Raw genomic sequence first — 14,740 nt, forward strand, 5'->3', positions numbered from 1 at the left:
TGTGTATCGTTGGGGGGAAAGTCGCGCCGCATGACGTCCGCGTCAAGCTTTGCCCGGCTTGCGAACCGGCGTTCGACCGGCCAATCTGAACGCCAGTCACGAACGCGCCAGACGTTCGAGGGAGGGCTCCATGACCAATGTCACCCGTCGCGGCCTGATGGCCGCCTCCGCCGCTGTCGCCATCATCCCGGCCGTCGCCGACGCGAAGCCGAAAGCCACGCCGACCGCGGCCTGGACGCCGGACGCCACGACACTCGCCAGCATGATCCGCAACAGGGACATCAGCACGGTGGAGGCCGTCGAGGCCGCCATCCGACGCGCCGAGACCCTCCAGCCGAAACTGAACTTCATCGTCAACTCCGACTTTGACCGGGCGCTCGACGCCGCGAAAAAGGGCGGCCAGACCGGCCCGTTCGCGGGCGTGCCCTATCTGGTCAAGGATCTCGACGACTGGGCCGGCCTGCCGACGCGGTCGGGCAGCCGCGGCGCGATGCTCAATCCGGCCGCCAAGGGCACAGATCCCTATGTGCAGGCCGCCGTGAACAGCGGCTTCATCGTCATCGGCAAGTCCGCCTCCCCCGAGTTCGGCTATCTGCCGACCACCGAGCCGTTGGCGCTGGGCCCGACGCGAAACCCGTGGAACCTCGGCCATTCGACCGGGGGATCGTCCGGCGGCGCGGCGGCGGCCGTGTCATCGGGCGTCGTGCCGCTGGCCCACGCCAGCGACGGTGGCGGCTCGATCCGCATCCCGGCGGCCAACTGCGGGCTGTTCGGCTTCAAGCCCTCACGGGGACGGCTGGCGGGCAGCATGGGCCTCAAGGTCATCGACCTGTCGGTCAATCACGCCGAGACCCACTCCGTGCGCGACTCCGCCGCGCTGTTCGCGGCGACCGAGCGCGCCGACGCCGACGCGCCCTACCGGCCGATCGGCTTCGTCCAGAAGGCCACCCGCAAGAAACTGCGGATCGGCGTTCTCACCGCCAGCGGTAGCGGCCGGCAGCCCGACGCCGAGGTCCAGGCGGGCCTCGACGGCGCCGTGAAGCTGCTGCAGTCGCTTGGCCACAAGGTCGGCGAGACCGGATGGCCGATCGACTCGGCCCGCTTCGGACAGGACTTCCTGACGCTCTGGTCGGCCGGCGCCGCCATGGACGTCGCCGCGATGAGCAAGGCTCTCGGCCGCGCGCCGGACACCATCATGGCCGAGCCGTTCTCGCTGGGCATGGCCGAGTTGATCGCCAAGGCGCCGGACGGCGCCGTGGACGCGGCGATCGGCCGGCTGGCCGAGGCCTCGGCGGCCTACGACCGCTGGTTCGCGATGTTTGACGTCATCGTCTCGCCCGTGCTGGCCAAGCCGCCTGTCCCTCTTGGCTACGTCTCGGGCGATGTGCCGTTCGCGACGCTGTCAGAGCGGCTTACGGACTACGTCGGCTATACGCCCCTTCAGAATGTCGCCGGCGCCCCAGCCATGAGCGTGCCGCTGCACTGGACGGCCGACGGATTGCCCGTAGGCATCCAGTTCGCGGCGAAGGCCGGCGCCGACGCCCTGCTGTTCCAGCTCGCCTATCAACTGGAGGCGGCGCAGCCCTGGGCGGGACGCAAACCACCCGTGAACGCGGGCTAGCCCGCCGTCAGCAGCCCGGGCCCTTGTGGGTGCGGATGTGCTTCAGGATGTCCGCGACCAGATCAAAGTCGATCTTGTCCGGATTCCTGTAGCGGATGCAGCCGCCGCCGAGACTGGCGCCCTTCAGCCGGTCGCGGAACGCCTCGACGGCACCCTTCCCCGCGTAGAGCGAGATGTACTGGACCTGGCTGTTGTAGCTGAACACCGGGGGGCCGCCGGCGGGGCCGAAGCCCGGCATGCCGTAGGCCATGGTCTCGGCCCAGCCATTGAAGACCTCGCGACCCAAATCGCGCACACGCGTCATGGCGACGACCCGGCCAGGCTCTAGCGTGGTCATGTACTCATCGACCGTCGCGGCGGTGGACTGAACCATGCGGTGGCTCCCCAATTTCCGTCATCGTCGGACTTGCTCCGACGACATATGAACTCTCTGGTTCGAGACCTGAACGCGGTTCGGCCGCGTCGCCCTCCCGGAAAAACATCACGCATGGGTCGCCGGAACAAGTCCGACGATGACGTGATGGGGTAGATCCTACGCGTCCTCGAACAGCTTCTTCAGCTCGTTCTTGAGGATCTTGCCGTTGGCGTTGCGAGGCAGGGTTTCGTGCCAGAAGACGATTTTCTTCGGCACCTTGAAGGCGGCCAGGCGGTCGGCGACGAACGCCCGCAGCTCCTGTTCGGTGGCGCTGGCGCCGTCCTTGAGCGTCACGACGGCGCCCGGTTCCTCGCCCAGCGTCTTGTGCGGAATGCCGACCAGGGCCGCGTCCATAACCGCGGGATGGTCATAGAGGACGTTCTCGACCTCGATGCAGTAAATGTTCTCGCCGCCACGGATCAGCATGTCCTTGGCCCGGTCGATGATGAAGCAGAAGCCCTCCTCATCCAGACGCGCCAGGTCGCCGGTCTTGACCCAGCCGTCGACGAACGTCTGGGCGGTGGCTTCCGGCTTGTTCCAGTAGAGCTTCACGACCTGCGGGCCCTTGCACCACAGCTCGCCGACCGTGCCGATCGGCAGCTCCACGTGCGGCGCCTCGACGGTCATGATCTTGAGGTCGGTGACCGGCACGGGCGGGCCGCAGCTGTCGGGGCGATGCTCGTAGTCCTCGGCCGAGTTGGAGGTCGCCGTGGCGCTGGTCTCGGTCATGCCCCAGCCGTTGCCGGCGTGGGATTTCGGCCAGACTTCCTTGATCTTTCGCACCAGTTCGGGCGCCGAGGGCGCGCCGCCGTAGGCCATGCTCTCGATCGAGCTGAGATCGTATTTCTCACGCGCCGGATGCTCGATCAGTTGCCAGGCGATGGTCGGCACGCCACCGGCGCTGGTCAGCCGCTCGCGCTCGATGATCTGCATGGCCAGCTCGGGATCCCACTTGCGGATCATCGCCAGCTTGCCGCCCGCATAGAGGGAGGGGTTGAGCACCGCGAAGCAGCCCGTGGCGTGGAAGAACGGCACGCTGAGCAGGCTGCCCTTCTGCGGCAAGGTCGGATCGGGCGCCGGCGGCATCTCGCCGCGACGCAGGAAGGCCCGCGCGCCGGCGCAAAGCGCCGAGAAGATGTTGGAGTTGACGTTGCGCTGGGTCGCCAGGGCGCCCTTGGGCTTTCCCGTGGTGCCGGAGGTATAGAAGATCGTCGCGTCGTCGTCTGCGTCGATAGGGGTCGACGGCAACGCCGCGTCCGGCAGCGTCGCCCAGTCGTTGGGGCCGCCGATCGCGTCTTCCAGCTTGCTGACGAAGGGATGGGTGACCTCGTCGACCATGCGGCTGACGAAGACATGCGCAAGGTCGGCGCAGTTGGGGAAGTGTTCGGCCAGGCGGTCAAAGCGCTCGGCATCGACGACGCAGACCTTGGTCCCGGAATCGGTCAGGCCATATTCGAGCTCGGGGCCGGTCCACCAGGCGTTCAGCGGCGTGACGATCGCCCCGAGGCTGGCGGCGGCATAGAAAGCCACCGGCCATTCCGGCAGGTTCCGCATGACGATGGCGACCCGGTCGCCCTTGCCGACGCCCTTGCTCGCCAGCGCCGTTGCGAACGCCGCAACCGCGCGGTGGAAGGCCTCGAAGGTGACCCGCTCGTCCTCATGGACCAGGAAGACCTTTTCGCCATGGGCGCGCCCGATCGTCACGACGTCCCGGATCGTCGGAGGGCAGTTCTTCCAGACCCGCGTCTTGATGCCACGGATCTCGATCTCCTCGATCTCGGTGGGCATGCCCGGCGCGGTCAGGACGGCGTAGGCCTCCCGAACGGTCATCGCTGGCCACGGCTTCTCGGACGCGACGGTATCGGTCATGCAACAACTCCCTGGGTCTGAAAGGGGCGCTCTTGCCGGCGCCTCCCGCCGTCCAAAGCACAGGCGCGGCGACCATGCAAACAGCCGTTTGATCTAGCGTTCGGTGGACAGGCGCGGAATGATGAAATCGAGGAAGGCGCGGGCCTTTCGCGGCAGCTCACGCGCCGCCCAGACGGCGTGCAGCTCAAGCGGCGGGCCGCTCCAGTCCGGCAGGATTCGCACCAGTCGGCCGTCGGCGATCAGTGGATCGACGAGGAAGGCCGGCAGCAGCGCCACGCCGAGCCCCTGCAGCGCCAGATCAAGCACCGCCTCCCCCGAACTGGCGCGGGTCTCGCCCTTGATCTCAACCTGGACCGTGCGGCGACCGTCGGACAACGGCCAGCGTCGTCCGTAGCCCAGACCGGTGAAGTCGAGGGTCGGGCCGTTGTTGAGGTCCTGCGGCGTCTCGGGCAGCCCATAGCGGGTCACGAGTTCAGGCGAGGCCACCAGCCGGCGGCCATAGGCGCCGAGCCGACGGGCGGTCAGCCGGGAATCCTCCATCGGACCGAGCCGGAAGGTCAGGTCCACGGCCTCGGCCACCGGATCGATCCGCTCGTCCTTCAGAACATACTCGACCCGCATCAGCGGCGAGGCCCGCAGGAAGTCGGCCGTGTGAGGGACCAGACACCCGCGCCCGAACGCCACCGACGCGGAGACGCGCAGCAGGCCGGTCGGGATGCGATCAAGGCCGTGGACGGCGGCCTCGAGCCCGTCCACTTCCGCCAGTACGGCGCGGGCACGGTCGAGCGCCAGGCCGCCGGCTTCGGTCAGGGTCAGGCTGCGGGTCGACCGGGCGAACAGCCGCGCCCCGAGCTGGTCTTCCAGCGCGCCCAGCAACCGACTGGCCGCCGGCTGGGTCAGACCCAGTTCCCGCGCGGCCCGGGAGATGACTCCGGTCTCAGCGGCGCGAACAAACAGGCGATAGGCGTCGAGGCGATCCATTCATGCCTTTATCGCATGAAACTGTTTCAAAATCACCGGATTATCCAGCTGGGAGGAATTGGGCATAAGCCGGTCATGGCTCATTTCCCGCTTCACACCCGCGCCACCGCTCCGTTCGAGGCCAAGCCGATCCTTGATCAGGCCAACCAGACGATGGGCTACGTCCCGGCGCTCCTCGCCCAGATGGCCGAGGCCCCGGCCCTGCTCGAAGGCTACGCCGCCCTGTCGGCGATCTTCCGCAAGACCGCCTTCAGCCCGGCCGAACAACAGCTGGTGCTGTTGACGGTGTCGGTCGAGCACGAGAGCCACTACTGCACGCCGGCTCACACGGTCCGCGCCCGCGACGCCTCGCTGGGCGAAGCGGCGATCGATGCCATCCGCGCCAGTCGCCCGATCAGCGACCCACGCCTCGAAGCGCTGCGCCTGTTCACGCTGAAGATGGTCCGGGAGCGGGGTTTCCTCGCCGACGCGGATCTCGACGCCTTCGTGGCCGCCGGCTTCACCCGCGCCAACGCCATGGAAATCATTCTCGCCGTCGGCCTGAAGACCCTCTCGAACTACGTCAACCACATCGCCGAAACCCCACTCGACCCGCACCTCGCCGCCGACGCCATGCCCGGCGCGCGCTGCCTCGCCTGAAGGAAATCCTGACATGAAACGCCTGATCCTGGCCCTCGCTCTCGCGAGCGCCGCCGCCCTCCCCGGCGTGGCCCTTGCCGCCAAGCCTCCCGTCTACACCGCCCCGTTCTCGCAGATCGGCGCGGGCGGCTATGACGTCGTGGCCTATTTCACGGCCGGTCATCCGGTGAAGGGCGATCCGAAATACGCCACCGACTGGAAGGGTGTCAGCTGGCAGTTCAGTTCCGCCGCCAACCTCGCGAAATTCAAGGCGAATCCGGCAGCCTACGCGCCTCAGTACGGCGGCTATTGCGCATGGGCCGTGGCGCATGGCTACACGGCGAAGGGCGATCCGCTGCAGTGGCGGATCGTTGGCGGCAAGCTGTACCTGAACTACAACGCCGACATTCAGGGCAAGTGGATCAAGGACATCCCCGGCTACGTCCGCCAGGGCGACGCCAACTGGCCCAACGTGCTGGACAAGTGAGCCCGGTCATGAAGCGCTACCTCAAATACGTCCCCGACGTGATGGCCATCTTCATGGCCGTGATCTTCCTCGACAGCCTTCGCTACAAGTTCACCGATCACCCCAAGACGCAGGTCATCTTCGGCCTGCTCGACGGCTGGGCCACGGGCCTCGGCGCCGAGGGCCTGTTCGGCCACACCGGGCTGTTCTCGCAGTATGTCATTGGTTCGATCGAGCTGCTGGCCTCGACCCTGCTGATCGTGGGGCTGCACCCGCGGTTCAAGCATCTGCAGGCCGGCGGCGCGCTGGCCGGGCTGCTGGTCATGATGGGGGCGGTCAGCTTCCATCTGTTCACGCCGCTCGGCACGGACCCGAACCACGACGGCGGAGGCCTGTTCAACGCCGCCTGCACCAACCTGGCCTTCGCGGCGCTGCTGCTTGGCGTGTTCCGGCGGGATGGCATCATGGAACTGGGCAGGCGCGTCGGCGCGGTGCTCAAGCCTTACTGACGTCGAAGGGGGACAGACACCCGCAGGTGTCTGTCCCGAATGTCAGCCCACGCTCGCCAGTCGTTCGAGCGCCGCTTCGAGCTTGGCTTTGGCGGCTTCGGCGTCGGCCAGCTTCTCGCGGTTCTCCTCGATGACCTCTTCCTTCGCCTTGGCGAGGAAGTCGGGGTTGCCGAGCTTCCTGTTGACCCTTTCGATGTCGCCGACGTAGCCGGCGATCTCCTTGGTCAGGCGGGCACGTTCGGCGGCCAGGTCGATGAAGTCGGCGATCGCGATCGCGGCCGTAGCCTCACCGATGGTGAAGGGGGCAGAGCCGGCGGGCGGATCACCCTCCTCCGCCGAGCCGAGCCGGCCGAGGGTCAGGATCAGGTCGCGATGACGGACCAGCCGCCCCCGGGTCTCCTCGCTGGAGCCAGACAGGGTCAGCGGCACGCGGGCGCCCGGCGGGACGTTCATCTCGGCCCGGATAGAGCGGACCTCGGTGACCAGGTCGACCAGCCAGCCGATCTCGGCCTCGGCGCCGGCGTCGATCCAGGCCTGTGGCAGATCGGGCCAGCGGGTGGTCATCAGGAAGCTGTCCCGGGCCGGGCCTTCCTCGGCCGTCTTGTCCCACAACTCCTCGGTGAGGAAGGGCATGACCGGGTGCAGCAGCAGCAGGCACTGGTCGAGCACCCAGGCGGTCATGGCCTGGGTCTCGGCCTTCGCGGCTTCATCGGATCCGTTGAGGATCGGCTTGGCCAGCTCGACGTACCAGTCGCAGAAGACGTTCCAGATGAAGCGATAGAGGGCGTTGGTCGCCGCGTCGAAGGCGCAGGACTCCAGCGCCTCTGTGACGGCGGCGGCGGTCTTGACCGCCTCGCCGCGGATCCACTTGTTGATCGTCTGGTTGACGCTGGAAGGGTCAAAGCCTTCGACACGGACGCAGCCGTTCATCTGCGAGAAGCGCGTCGCGTTCCATAGCTTGGTGCCGAAATTACGATACCCTTCAATGCGCTGGGTCGACAGCTTGATGTCGCGCGCCTGACCGGACATGGCCGTCAGTGTGAAACGCACGGCGTCGCAGCCGTACTGGTCGATGAGCTCCAGCGGGTCCATGACATTGCCCTTGGACTTGCTCATCTTGGCCCCGGACGCGTCGCGCACCAGGGCGTTGATGACCACCCGCTGGAACGGAACCTCGCCGGTGAAATGCAGGCCCATCATCATCATCCGGGCGACCCAGAAGAAGATGATGTCGAAGCCGGTGACCAGGGTGTGGGTCGGGTAGAACCGCTCCAGATCGGCGGTCTTCTCCGGCCAGCCGAGCGTCGAGAATGGCCACAGACCGGACGAGAACCAGGTGTCGAGGACGTCTTCGTCCTGGGTCAGCGGCTTGCCGCCGGCAGCCGCGCGCGCGGCCTCCTCGGTCTCCTCGACGTAGACATTCCCGTCTTCGTCGAACCACGCCGGGATCCGGTGGCCCCACCACAGCTGGCGGCTGATGCACCAGGGCTGGATGTTGCGCATCCACTCAAAGTAGGTCTTGTCCCAGTTCTTCGGCTCGAAGACGGTCGCGCCCTCCTCCACCGCCTTGATGGCCGGCTTCGCGAGGGTTTCGGCATCGACGTACCACTGGTCCGTCAGCCAGGGCTCGATGACCACGCCCGAGCGGTCGCCGTGCGGCACCATGTGGCGGGTCTTTTCGATGCCCTTGAGCAGTTCGAGTTCCTCGAACCGCGCGATGATCATCTTGCGCGCGACGAAGCGGTCGTGGCCGACGAACTCGGCGGGGGCGTTCTCGTTCACCCTGCCGAAGGCGTCGAGAATGTTGATCGCCTCAAGCCCGTGGCGCTTTCCGACCTCGAAGTCATTGAAATCATGGGCCGGCGTGATCTTCACCGCGCCAGAGCCCTTGGTCGGGTCGGCGTATTCGTCAGCGACGATCGGGATCGAGCGGCCGACGATCGGCAGCTTCACGGTCTTGCCGACCAGATCCTTGTAGCGCTCGTCCGAGGGATGAACGGCGACAGCCGTATCGCCCAGCATGGTCTCCGGGCGCGTGGTGGCGACGACGATGTAGTCGCGCGTCTCCCACTCCGTCGCCTTGCCCTCGTCATCGAAGGCGACCGGGTACTGATAGGTGACGCCGTTCTCCAGCGGATAGGCGAAGTGCCAGTAGGCGCCGTCGACTTCCTTCTGCTCGACCTCGAGGTCGGAGATGGCGGTCTGGAACTGGGGGTCCCAGTTGACCAGCCGCTTGTCGCGGTAGATCAGCCCGTCCTTGTAGAGCTGGACGAACACCTTGCGGACGGCGGCCGACAGGCCTTCGTCGAGGGTGAAGCGCTCGCGCGACCAGTCGCAGCTGGCGCCCAGACGGCGCAGCTGGTTGACGATCACGCCGCCACTTTCGGCTTTCCATTCCCAGACCTTGGCGACGAAGGCGTCGCGGCCCATGTCGCGCCGGCCGACGTTGCCGGCGGCGGCCAGCTGGCGCTCGACGACCATCTGGGTGGCGATGCCGGCGTGATCGGTCCCGGGCAGCCACAGCGCCGCCTTGCCGCGCATACGCTGGAAGCGGATCAGCACGTCCTGCAGCGTGTTGTTCAGCGCGTGGCCGATATGCAGGCTGCCGGTGACGTTGGGCGGCGGAATGACGATGCTGAACGGCTCGGCGGCCGGATCGTCGGTCGGGGCGAACGCGCCCGACTCTTCCCAGGCCTTGTAGAGGCGCGGTTCAACGGTCTGAGGATCGAAGGTCTTGTCGAGCATGGCAAAATTCACGAACGAAAACGGCGGCGCGCTGGCTGCGGCCGCCGGTCTCTATCAGGGGTGATCGGGATCGCGAAGCGGCCAGGCGTCGCTCCGGCTGGAGAGCGCGTCCTATCTGGAGAGCTTGTCGCGTACGATCTGCTCAACGAGACGGGGCAGGTTCTGGTCAGCCCATTCGTTGAGCTTGGGCTCGAGAATGCTGCGCACCAGCTCTTCGATGGTTGTGCCGCCGGAAATCGACGCCGAACCCATGGTGTAGCTCGGCGTGGGCGCCGGCGCGGGTTCTGGAGCCGCCGCGAACACGGGCGCGGGTTCGGGTTCCGGCTCCGGTTCCGGTTCCCAGACGGGCTCGGGCGCAGCCCTAACCGGAGTATAGACGTCGAGATCGCCGACGGTTTCCACGCCGGCCGCCTCGATGGTTTCCGTCAGCTCAAGGACATCATCGTCCTCGGGCTCGGGCTCGACCGGCATCGGCGCGGGCGCGATCATGATCGGCGCCGCCTCCTCGACCGGCGCGGCCTCTGCCGGCGGTGCGTCGTCCTCGGAGATAATTCGCCGGATGGAGGCGAGAATCTCCTCCATCGTCGGTTCCTGGGCGGTCTGTTCAGACATGATCGAGCCGTACCTGCGAGAGGCGATTCCAATAGCCTAGCGTAAGCATGCCCCGCCGTTCGTGCAAACGGCGAACACGCGCTTTTGCTCAGTCTTCTTCAGTGGTCTGGTTAATGCGACGTCGCGACCGGCGTATCGACCGATCCGGCGGCCGGCGCAGCCGGCTTGGGCGGAGCCGCCACGCTGTCGATAAAGCCCAGAACCGGCTCCCACGGCGTCCAGCCCAGCTTGTGGCTGAACTTCTTGCCGTTGGCCGTCACATCGTACTGCTCGACGCCCGGCACCAGGTAGCGCGCCTCGAGCTTGCCCATGGCCGACAGGAGGATGGCGGCGGCGACGTACTCGTCGTGACGGGCATTGACCAGCGACAGTTCGGCGTTGCGCAGTTCCTGCTCGGCGTTGAGCACGTCGAGCGTGGTGCGCAGCCCGACCTGGGCCTCCTGACGCACGCCTTCGAAGGCGATGCGGGCGGCGCGGACCTGTTCCTCGTTGGCGGTCAGGTTGGCGCGCGCGCCGATCAGGCTGTTCCAGGCCTGGGACACCGTCCGCAGAACCGAGCGGCGGGTTTCCTCGATGGACTGTCGCGCCTCGTTGTTGCGCTCTTCCGCCGCGCGCACCTGCGAATTGATCAGGCCGCCCGTGAACAGGGGCACGGCGACCGTGACCCGGCCGCTGACGCTGCGCTGATAGTCATCGAAAGCTCCACCCGGACCTGACAGCGTCGACCCGTTGAACCCCACCGAACCGGTGGCCGTCACGGTGGGCAGACGCGAGGAACGGGCCACCGCGACCCGCGAGGCGCTGGCGCGTTCCGCATACTCGGCGCCGAGGATCTGGGCGTTGCTCTGTTCCGCGGTCTCGAAGGCATCCTCGATGGCCGGCGGGAGAAAAGCGCTCAGCGACGGTTCAGCTTCAAGATCGCCGGGATTCTGGCCGACGACGGCGGCGTAGGCCGCGCGGCTGATGGCCAGTTGCGCCTGGGCAGACGCCAGCGACGCCTTGGAGGCGGCGAGCCGGGCTTCGGCCTGGGCGACATCGGTGCGGGTGATTTCGCCGACCTCGAAGCGGGCGCGGGCTTCGTCGATCTGACGCTGCAGCACGGCCACGTTTTCCTGGCTGATGCGCAGACGTTCCTGGTCGCGGCGCACGTCGACATAGGACGTGATGACCGCCTGGATGACGCTGGCTTCGACGCTGCGCAGACCTTCCTGGCCAGTCAGCACATCCGCTTCGGCGGCGCTGATCTGGGAGGACACACGACCGCCGGTGTAGAGCGGCTGGCTGAGCGACAGGCCGGCCGAGCTGCCGCGGGCGGCGTTGCCGACACCTTGACTGTCAGACGAGGAGGCGCTGACTGACGCGTCGACCTGCGGACGAAGGCCCGTGCGCGCCTGAACGATGCTCTCGTCCAGCGCCCGTTGACTGGCCCGCTGCCCCTGCAGCGTCGGGTTGGTCTGGTAGGCCAGGGCGATGGCGTCAGCCAGGGTTTCGGCGGAAGCCGCCGAGGCGACGCCCGCGATCAGGCCAAAACTGCAAACGGCGGCGAGAAGGCCCGCACGACGACTCTTCAACATGGAATATCCCCAAGGACCCGCAAGCCAAGCGCGCCTTATATGATCGCCTGTAATGTCCGCCGCCAGTGGCGACCAGTTAAGCTTTTTTCACGCGCCCGTTGCGGGCTTATTTCAGGCCGCCTCGTCTAGAAGGCAAACCCGGGAACCGGTTCGAAGCCCTGAAGATAGGGCGGTGCGGCATCGAAGGAAGCTCGGCCGCCTACGCCGTCGTCCGCACGGACGTAGACGTAGACCTTGCCCATCGGGCCGTTCCGTTCGACCACGCCGAGCCGACCACCGCTCAGGAGCGCCGATTTCCAGCTCTCCGGCGTCCGCGATACGGCGCCTTCGCATACGATTATGTCAAAGCTGCCCGTGGGCGCGGCGGTCAGGTCGCCCTCGTCCAGCCGGGTGACGACAACGCCCATCGCTTCCAGTACCGCCGCGGCGTAGGGCGCGGCGATCGCCAGGGCCTTTTCGCCCGCGTGCGGTGCGAGCGCCTGCAGCAGCTTGGCCGCGTCGCGCGGCCTCATCAGCCACTTGCCGGGCGCGTATTCGACCTCGGCATCGGCATAGGCAGCGAACGCCTTGGACGCCGGCAGGAGCGATTCGCGCGCGACCACACGGATCGCATCCTGCAGGGCATGATCGGTAACGTCCGAAGGACGGACCTGACTTTCGACCATGTTCAGCCGGGCGGCGGCGAAGTCGGCGCTCATGCGGGTTCTCTGGCGGGTTGAACGTTGAGTCTTCTGGCGCGGCTTATAGGTCCGGCGATGACGGGAACGCAATGCAAGCGTAGGAAGCCATTGTAAGCCGACGACGCCTCTGGTAGGCGTCCGCCCCTTCCCGACGCGACCGCCCGCGCCGGTGATGACGAAGACAAGGCCCGGTGGCGGAGTGGTTACGCAGAGGACTGCAAATCCTTGCACCCCGGTTCGATTCCGGGCCGGGCCTCCAACTGTTCCCGCAACAGCTCCAGACGTTCAATCCCGTCCCGCCGCCCGGCCCCTACCCCGCGGCAGGCGTCGGCAGAGCGTCGATCCAGTCGGCCAGAGTACGGGTCAGTTCCGGATTGAATGGCTGCTGCGGCATCATGCCCCCCGCCGCCCTGTTCGCGTCGCGCGCAGCCAACCGGGAGCCATCGAGCCCGAAGCCGTGTCCGGTCCCCGGGAGCGTCACGAATCTCGCGGTCCCGGGCCGGTAGTGATTCACGATATCGGCGATCAGCCGGTGATCCCGGTCGTCGATCGCCGCGAAGTCCGCTTCGCCGTAGATCGCCAGCACCGGCGCCCGCGAGTCGCGCCAGGCCGCGGTGAGCTTCTGGGCCCCGACTCCGCGCCAGTAGGCGGCGGTCCGGCCGAGAATCCGGTCTTCGCCATCCCAGTCCAGCGCCGCCCGCAGGAGATCACCCTGGGCCGGGTCGTCGGCCGCGATCTGCTTCAGCGAGACCGACTCATCGAAAATCCGGTCAAGCAGCGGGCGCATGACCTCGCTGGTCTCGGCGCTGTCCACCGGATCCGCGCCGACCGAGTAGAACCCCTGCAGCCGCATCAGATCCTGCATGTAGTCATGCCAGTTGCGGGTGACGGTCCCGTAGACCGCCACACCGCGTACCGGATCGCCCTCCGCCGCCAGCAGCGGGGCCTCCACGCCGCCCATTGAGTGTCCGAAAATCACGATCCGGCCGGGCGCGACCCCATAGTTTCGGGTGAGCGTCCTGAATCCTGCCCGGAACGCCTCCAGTTCGGTATCAAAGTCACTGTCGAGGCAGGCCGGTCCGCCGAGGCTGTCGCCCATCCCCGGCTTCTCGACGCGATAGGTGGCGATACCACGATCGGCCAGACCCTGGATCAGCGCGCGGTAGGGCGCGTCCGCCGTCGCGCCTTCCATCGTGGCGCAGTAGTAGCCCTGCACGAGGTAGATGACGGGGGCGTCGGGCTTCGCGCTGTCCGGCGTCACCAGGATGTCGCGCAGGCGGCCGCCGCGAAAATCGACCGCGCCATATGTCGCCGACGCGGCCCGGTAGGCCTCGACCGGACGGGCGATGGCGACCGCCCGGCCCTCCGACGCCATCGCGTCGCGTCGATAGGCGAGGACCACGGGTTGGCCAGCCCGGAGCTGTCCGGCCAACGCCACCAGCGCCCTGTGATCGGCGACCGTCACACCGTTGAGTCCGGTGATCACGTCTCCCGGCTGCAGGCCCGCGAGGGCGGCGGTCGATCCGGGCGCCACCGACTTCACACGGGCTCCGCCCTCAGCCGCCTCGACCGCCACGCCGAGCTGGGCCTTGCGGGCCAGCGCGGGAGTGGCCGCCATTGCCGCGGGCTTCGCCTGGCAGGCGGGAACGACGACCGCCGCTGACAGCGCCATGCCCGCCGCCACGATGATCGCGGCCTGTGTCCTGCCCATGATGGTTCCCCTCGCCCGGCCGCCCGCTACAGCAGCGGGACCCGAGGTGATGGGGCAGTGCAATTGTGGCAACCCGTGGACACAATTGATCCAGGAATGTTGATTTTACAGGTCTTTTTCTGAACTTTTTGTAATCATCGGCCGCGCCGGGCGCAAAGCGGTGGTCCTGGGCAGCCTATCGCGACGGCGGGGGCGGCGGCGGCGTTTCCAGCGACTTCAGATAGGCGATCAGGGCCTGTACGTCTGCAGGCTCGTAGGGATTGTCCGGCATGCCCTGGTGGCCGACGCTGATGCCTTCCGCCAGCGCTTCGGCCAGGTCGTTCACGTCGAATCGCGCATGCAGATCACGCCAGCGCGGCGCGCCCTCCAGAGGGCTTTCACCGGCAGGGCCAACCGCGTGACAGGACGAGCAGTCGCGCTCGGCGATGATCCTGCCGGCGTCGATCTGTGGGACGGTCGGAGGCGCGACCGCCGCGCGCGGCGCGGCTGCCGGACTGGTCGCCGCGAAGGCCATCAGGGCCAACGGCGCAACGAGAGTCAGTCCCCGGACAACAAGATTGCGAACGGTCATGGCGAGGCCCAGCTGAAAGCTTGAGCCTAGTCCAGCCTGCCCTGCGGCGACTTGATCCGCGTCAAAGCCGGCCGCGATCCGCGGTTAACCTTTGATTCACCATGCGGGCGCAGGGTTTCCAGGTCTTCGATGAAGGCATCCCACCATCACCGACTTGAACAGCCCGGCCTCACCCGCCGGGCTCTTTTTCGTGTCGCCCGCCGATGCAATCGCTTGCGCCTCCCCCCGGCCAAAGCTATACGCACCGACCTTCCTGAGATGCGTGATCCGCGGTAGCTCAGTGGTAGAGCAGCCGACTGTTAATCGGCTGGTCGTAGGTTCGAATCCTACCCGCGGAGCCATCTTCCGGAGACCGTTCCCCCCAGGCT

General features: G+C 67.3%; 13 protein-coding genes and 2 tRNA genes. 6 read left to right on the plus strand and 9 right to left on the minus strand.

Annotation, left to right across the window (positions count from 1 at the left end; all coding sequences use genetic code 11):
* The first annotated feature begins 130 nt into the window (after positions 1 to 130).
* Positions 131 to 1,621 (plus strand): amidase, encoded by a 1,491-nt coding sequence (locus ACODSL_RS00060; protein WP_488898583.1) that lies wholly within the window; start codon positions 131 to 133, stop codon positions 1,619 to 1,621.
* A gap of 7 nt (positions 1,622 to 1,628) precedes the next feature.
* On the opposite strand, the gene ACODSL_RS00065 is transcribed toward ACODSL_RS00060, so the two are convergent.
* The 3 genes from ACODSL_RS00065 to ACODSL_RS00075 all read right to left on the minus strand — a co-directional run bounded on the left by ACODSL_RS00065 (position 1,629) and on the right by ACODSL_RS00075 (position 4,886).
* The gene (locus tag ACODSL_RS00065) at positions 1,629 to 1,994 is read right to left on the minus strand and encodes a DUF1801 domain-containing protein (RefSeq protein ID WP_488898584.1); all 366 of its coding nucleotides are present in this window, start codon (positions 1,992 to 1,994) and stop codon (positions 1,629 to 1,631) included.
* 159 nt (positions 1,995 to 2,153) lie between these two features.
* The gene (locus ACODSL_RS00070) at positions 2,154 to 3,905 is read right to left on the minus strand and encodes a class I adenylate-forming enzyme family protein (RefSeq protein WP_488898585.1); all 1,752 of its coding nucleotides are present in this window, start codon (positions 3,903 to 3,905) and stop codon (positions 2,154 to 2,156) included.
* Positions 3,906 to 3,998: 93 nt separating this feature from the next.
* Entirely contained in the window at positions 3,999 to 4,886 is an 888-nt protein-coding gene (locus ACODSL_RS00075) for a LysR family transcriptional regulator (RefSeq protein ID WP_488898586.1), read from the minus strand.
* Between the two features lie 75 nt (positions 4,887 to 4,961).
* Between ACODSL_RS00075 and ACODSL_RS00080 the strand changes: the two genes are divergently transcribed.
* Genes ACODSL_RS00080 through ACODSL_RS00090 form a run of 3 tightly spaced genes read left to right on the plus strand, consistent with a single transcriptional unit; the run spans position 4,962 to position 6,479 of the window.
* Positions 4,962 to 5,525 carry a carboxymuconolactone decarboxylase family protein gene (locus ACODSL_RS00080; RefSeq protein WP_488898587.1) on the plus strand — a complete coding sequence of 188 codons (564 nt, stop codon included), beginning with the start codon at positions 4,962 to 4,964 and terminating at the stop codon, positions 5,523 to 5,525.
* A 13-nt stretch (positions 5,526 to 5,538) separates the two neighbouring features.
* Positions 5,539 to 5,991: a YHS domain-containing (seleno)protein gene (locus tag ACODSL_RS00085; RefSeq protein ID WP_488898588.1), complete on the plus strand. Its 453-nt coding sequence runs from the start codon at positions 5,539 to 5,541 to the stop codon at positions 5,989 to 5,991.
* A gap of 8 nt (positions 5,992 to 5,999) precedes the next feature.
* Positions 6,000 to 6,479 (plus strand): hypothetical protein, encoded by a 480-nt coding sequence (locus tag ACODSL_RS00090; RefSeq protein ID WP_488898589.1) that lies wholly within the window; start codon positions 6,000 to 6,002, stop codon positions 6,477 to 6,479.
* Between the two features lie 42 nt (positions 6,480 to 6,521).
* On the opposite strand, the gene ACODSL_RS00095 is transcribed toward ACODSL_RS00090, so the two are convergent.
* From ACODSL_RS00095 to ACODSL_RS00110, 4 genes are all read right to left on the minus strand, one after another.
* Complete coding sequence (locus tag ACODSL_RS00095) at positions 6,522 to 9,224, minus strand: valine--tRNA ligase (protein WP_488898590.1); 2,703 nt, start codon at positions 9,222 to 9,224, stop codon at positions 6,522 to 6,524.
* 111 nt (positions 9,225 to 9,335) lie between these two features.
* Complete coding sequence (locus ACODSL_RS00100) at positions 9,336 to 9,836, minus strand: DUF2497 domain-containing protein (RefSeq protein ID WP_488898591.1); 501 nt, start codon at positions 9,834 to 9,836, stop codon at positions 9,336 to 9,338.
* 110 nt (positions 9,837 to 9,946) lie between these two features.
* Positions 9,947 to 11,410, minus strand: a complete 1,464-nt coding sequence (locus tag ACODSL_RS00105) for a TolC family outer membrane protein (protein ID WP_488898592.1) — start codon at positions 11,408 to 11,410, stop codon at positions 9,947 to 9,949.
* A gap of 125 nt (positions 11,411 to 11,535) precedes the next feature.
* Complete coding sequence (locus ACODSL_RS00110) at positions 11,536 to 12,108, minus strand: protein-L-isoaspartate O-methyltransferase family protein (protein ID WP_488898593.1); 573 nt, start codon at positions 12,106 to 12,108, stop codon at positions 11,536 to 11,538.
* A 167-nt stretch (positions 12,109 to 12,275) separates the two neighbouring features.
* Between ACODSL_RS00110 and ACODSL_RS00115 the strand changes: the two genes are divergently transcribed.
* Positions 12,276 to 12,349, plus strand: a tRNA-Cys gene (locus ACODSL_RS00115).
* Between the two features lie 51 nt (positions 12,350 to 12,400).
* Here the strand turns inward: ACODSL_RS00115 and ACODSL_RS00120 are convergent.
* Positions 12,401 to 13,801 carry an alpha/beta hydrolase family protein gene (locus ACODSL_RS00120; protein ID WP_488898594.1) on the minus strand — a complete coding sequence of 467 codons (1,401 nt, stop codon included), beginning with the start codon at positions 13,799 to 13,801 and terminating at the stop codon, positions 12,401 to 12,403.
* A gap of 175 nt (positions 13,802 to 13,976) precedes the next feature.
* The gene (locus tag ACODSL_RS00125) at positions 13,977 to 14,372 is read right to left on the minus strand and encodes a c-type cytochrome (RefSeq protein WP_488898595.1); all 396 of its coding nucleotides are present in this window, start codon (positions 14,370 to 14,372) and stop codon (positions 13,977 to 13,979) included.
* 266 nt (positions 14,373 to 14,638) lie between these two features.
* Between ACODSL_RS00125 and ACODSL_RS00130 the strand changes: the two genes are divergently transcribed.
* A tRNA-Asn gene (locus ACODSL_RS00130) sits at positions 14,639 to 14,713 on the plus strand.
* The last annotated feature ends 27 nt before the right edge of the window (positions 14,714 to 14,740 follow it).

The sequence above is a fragment of the Caulobacter sp. FG121 genome, from assembly GCF_057809815.1.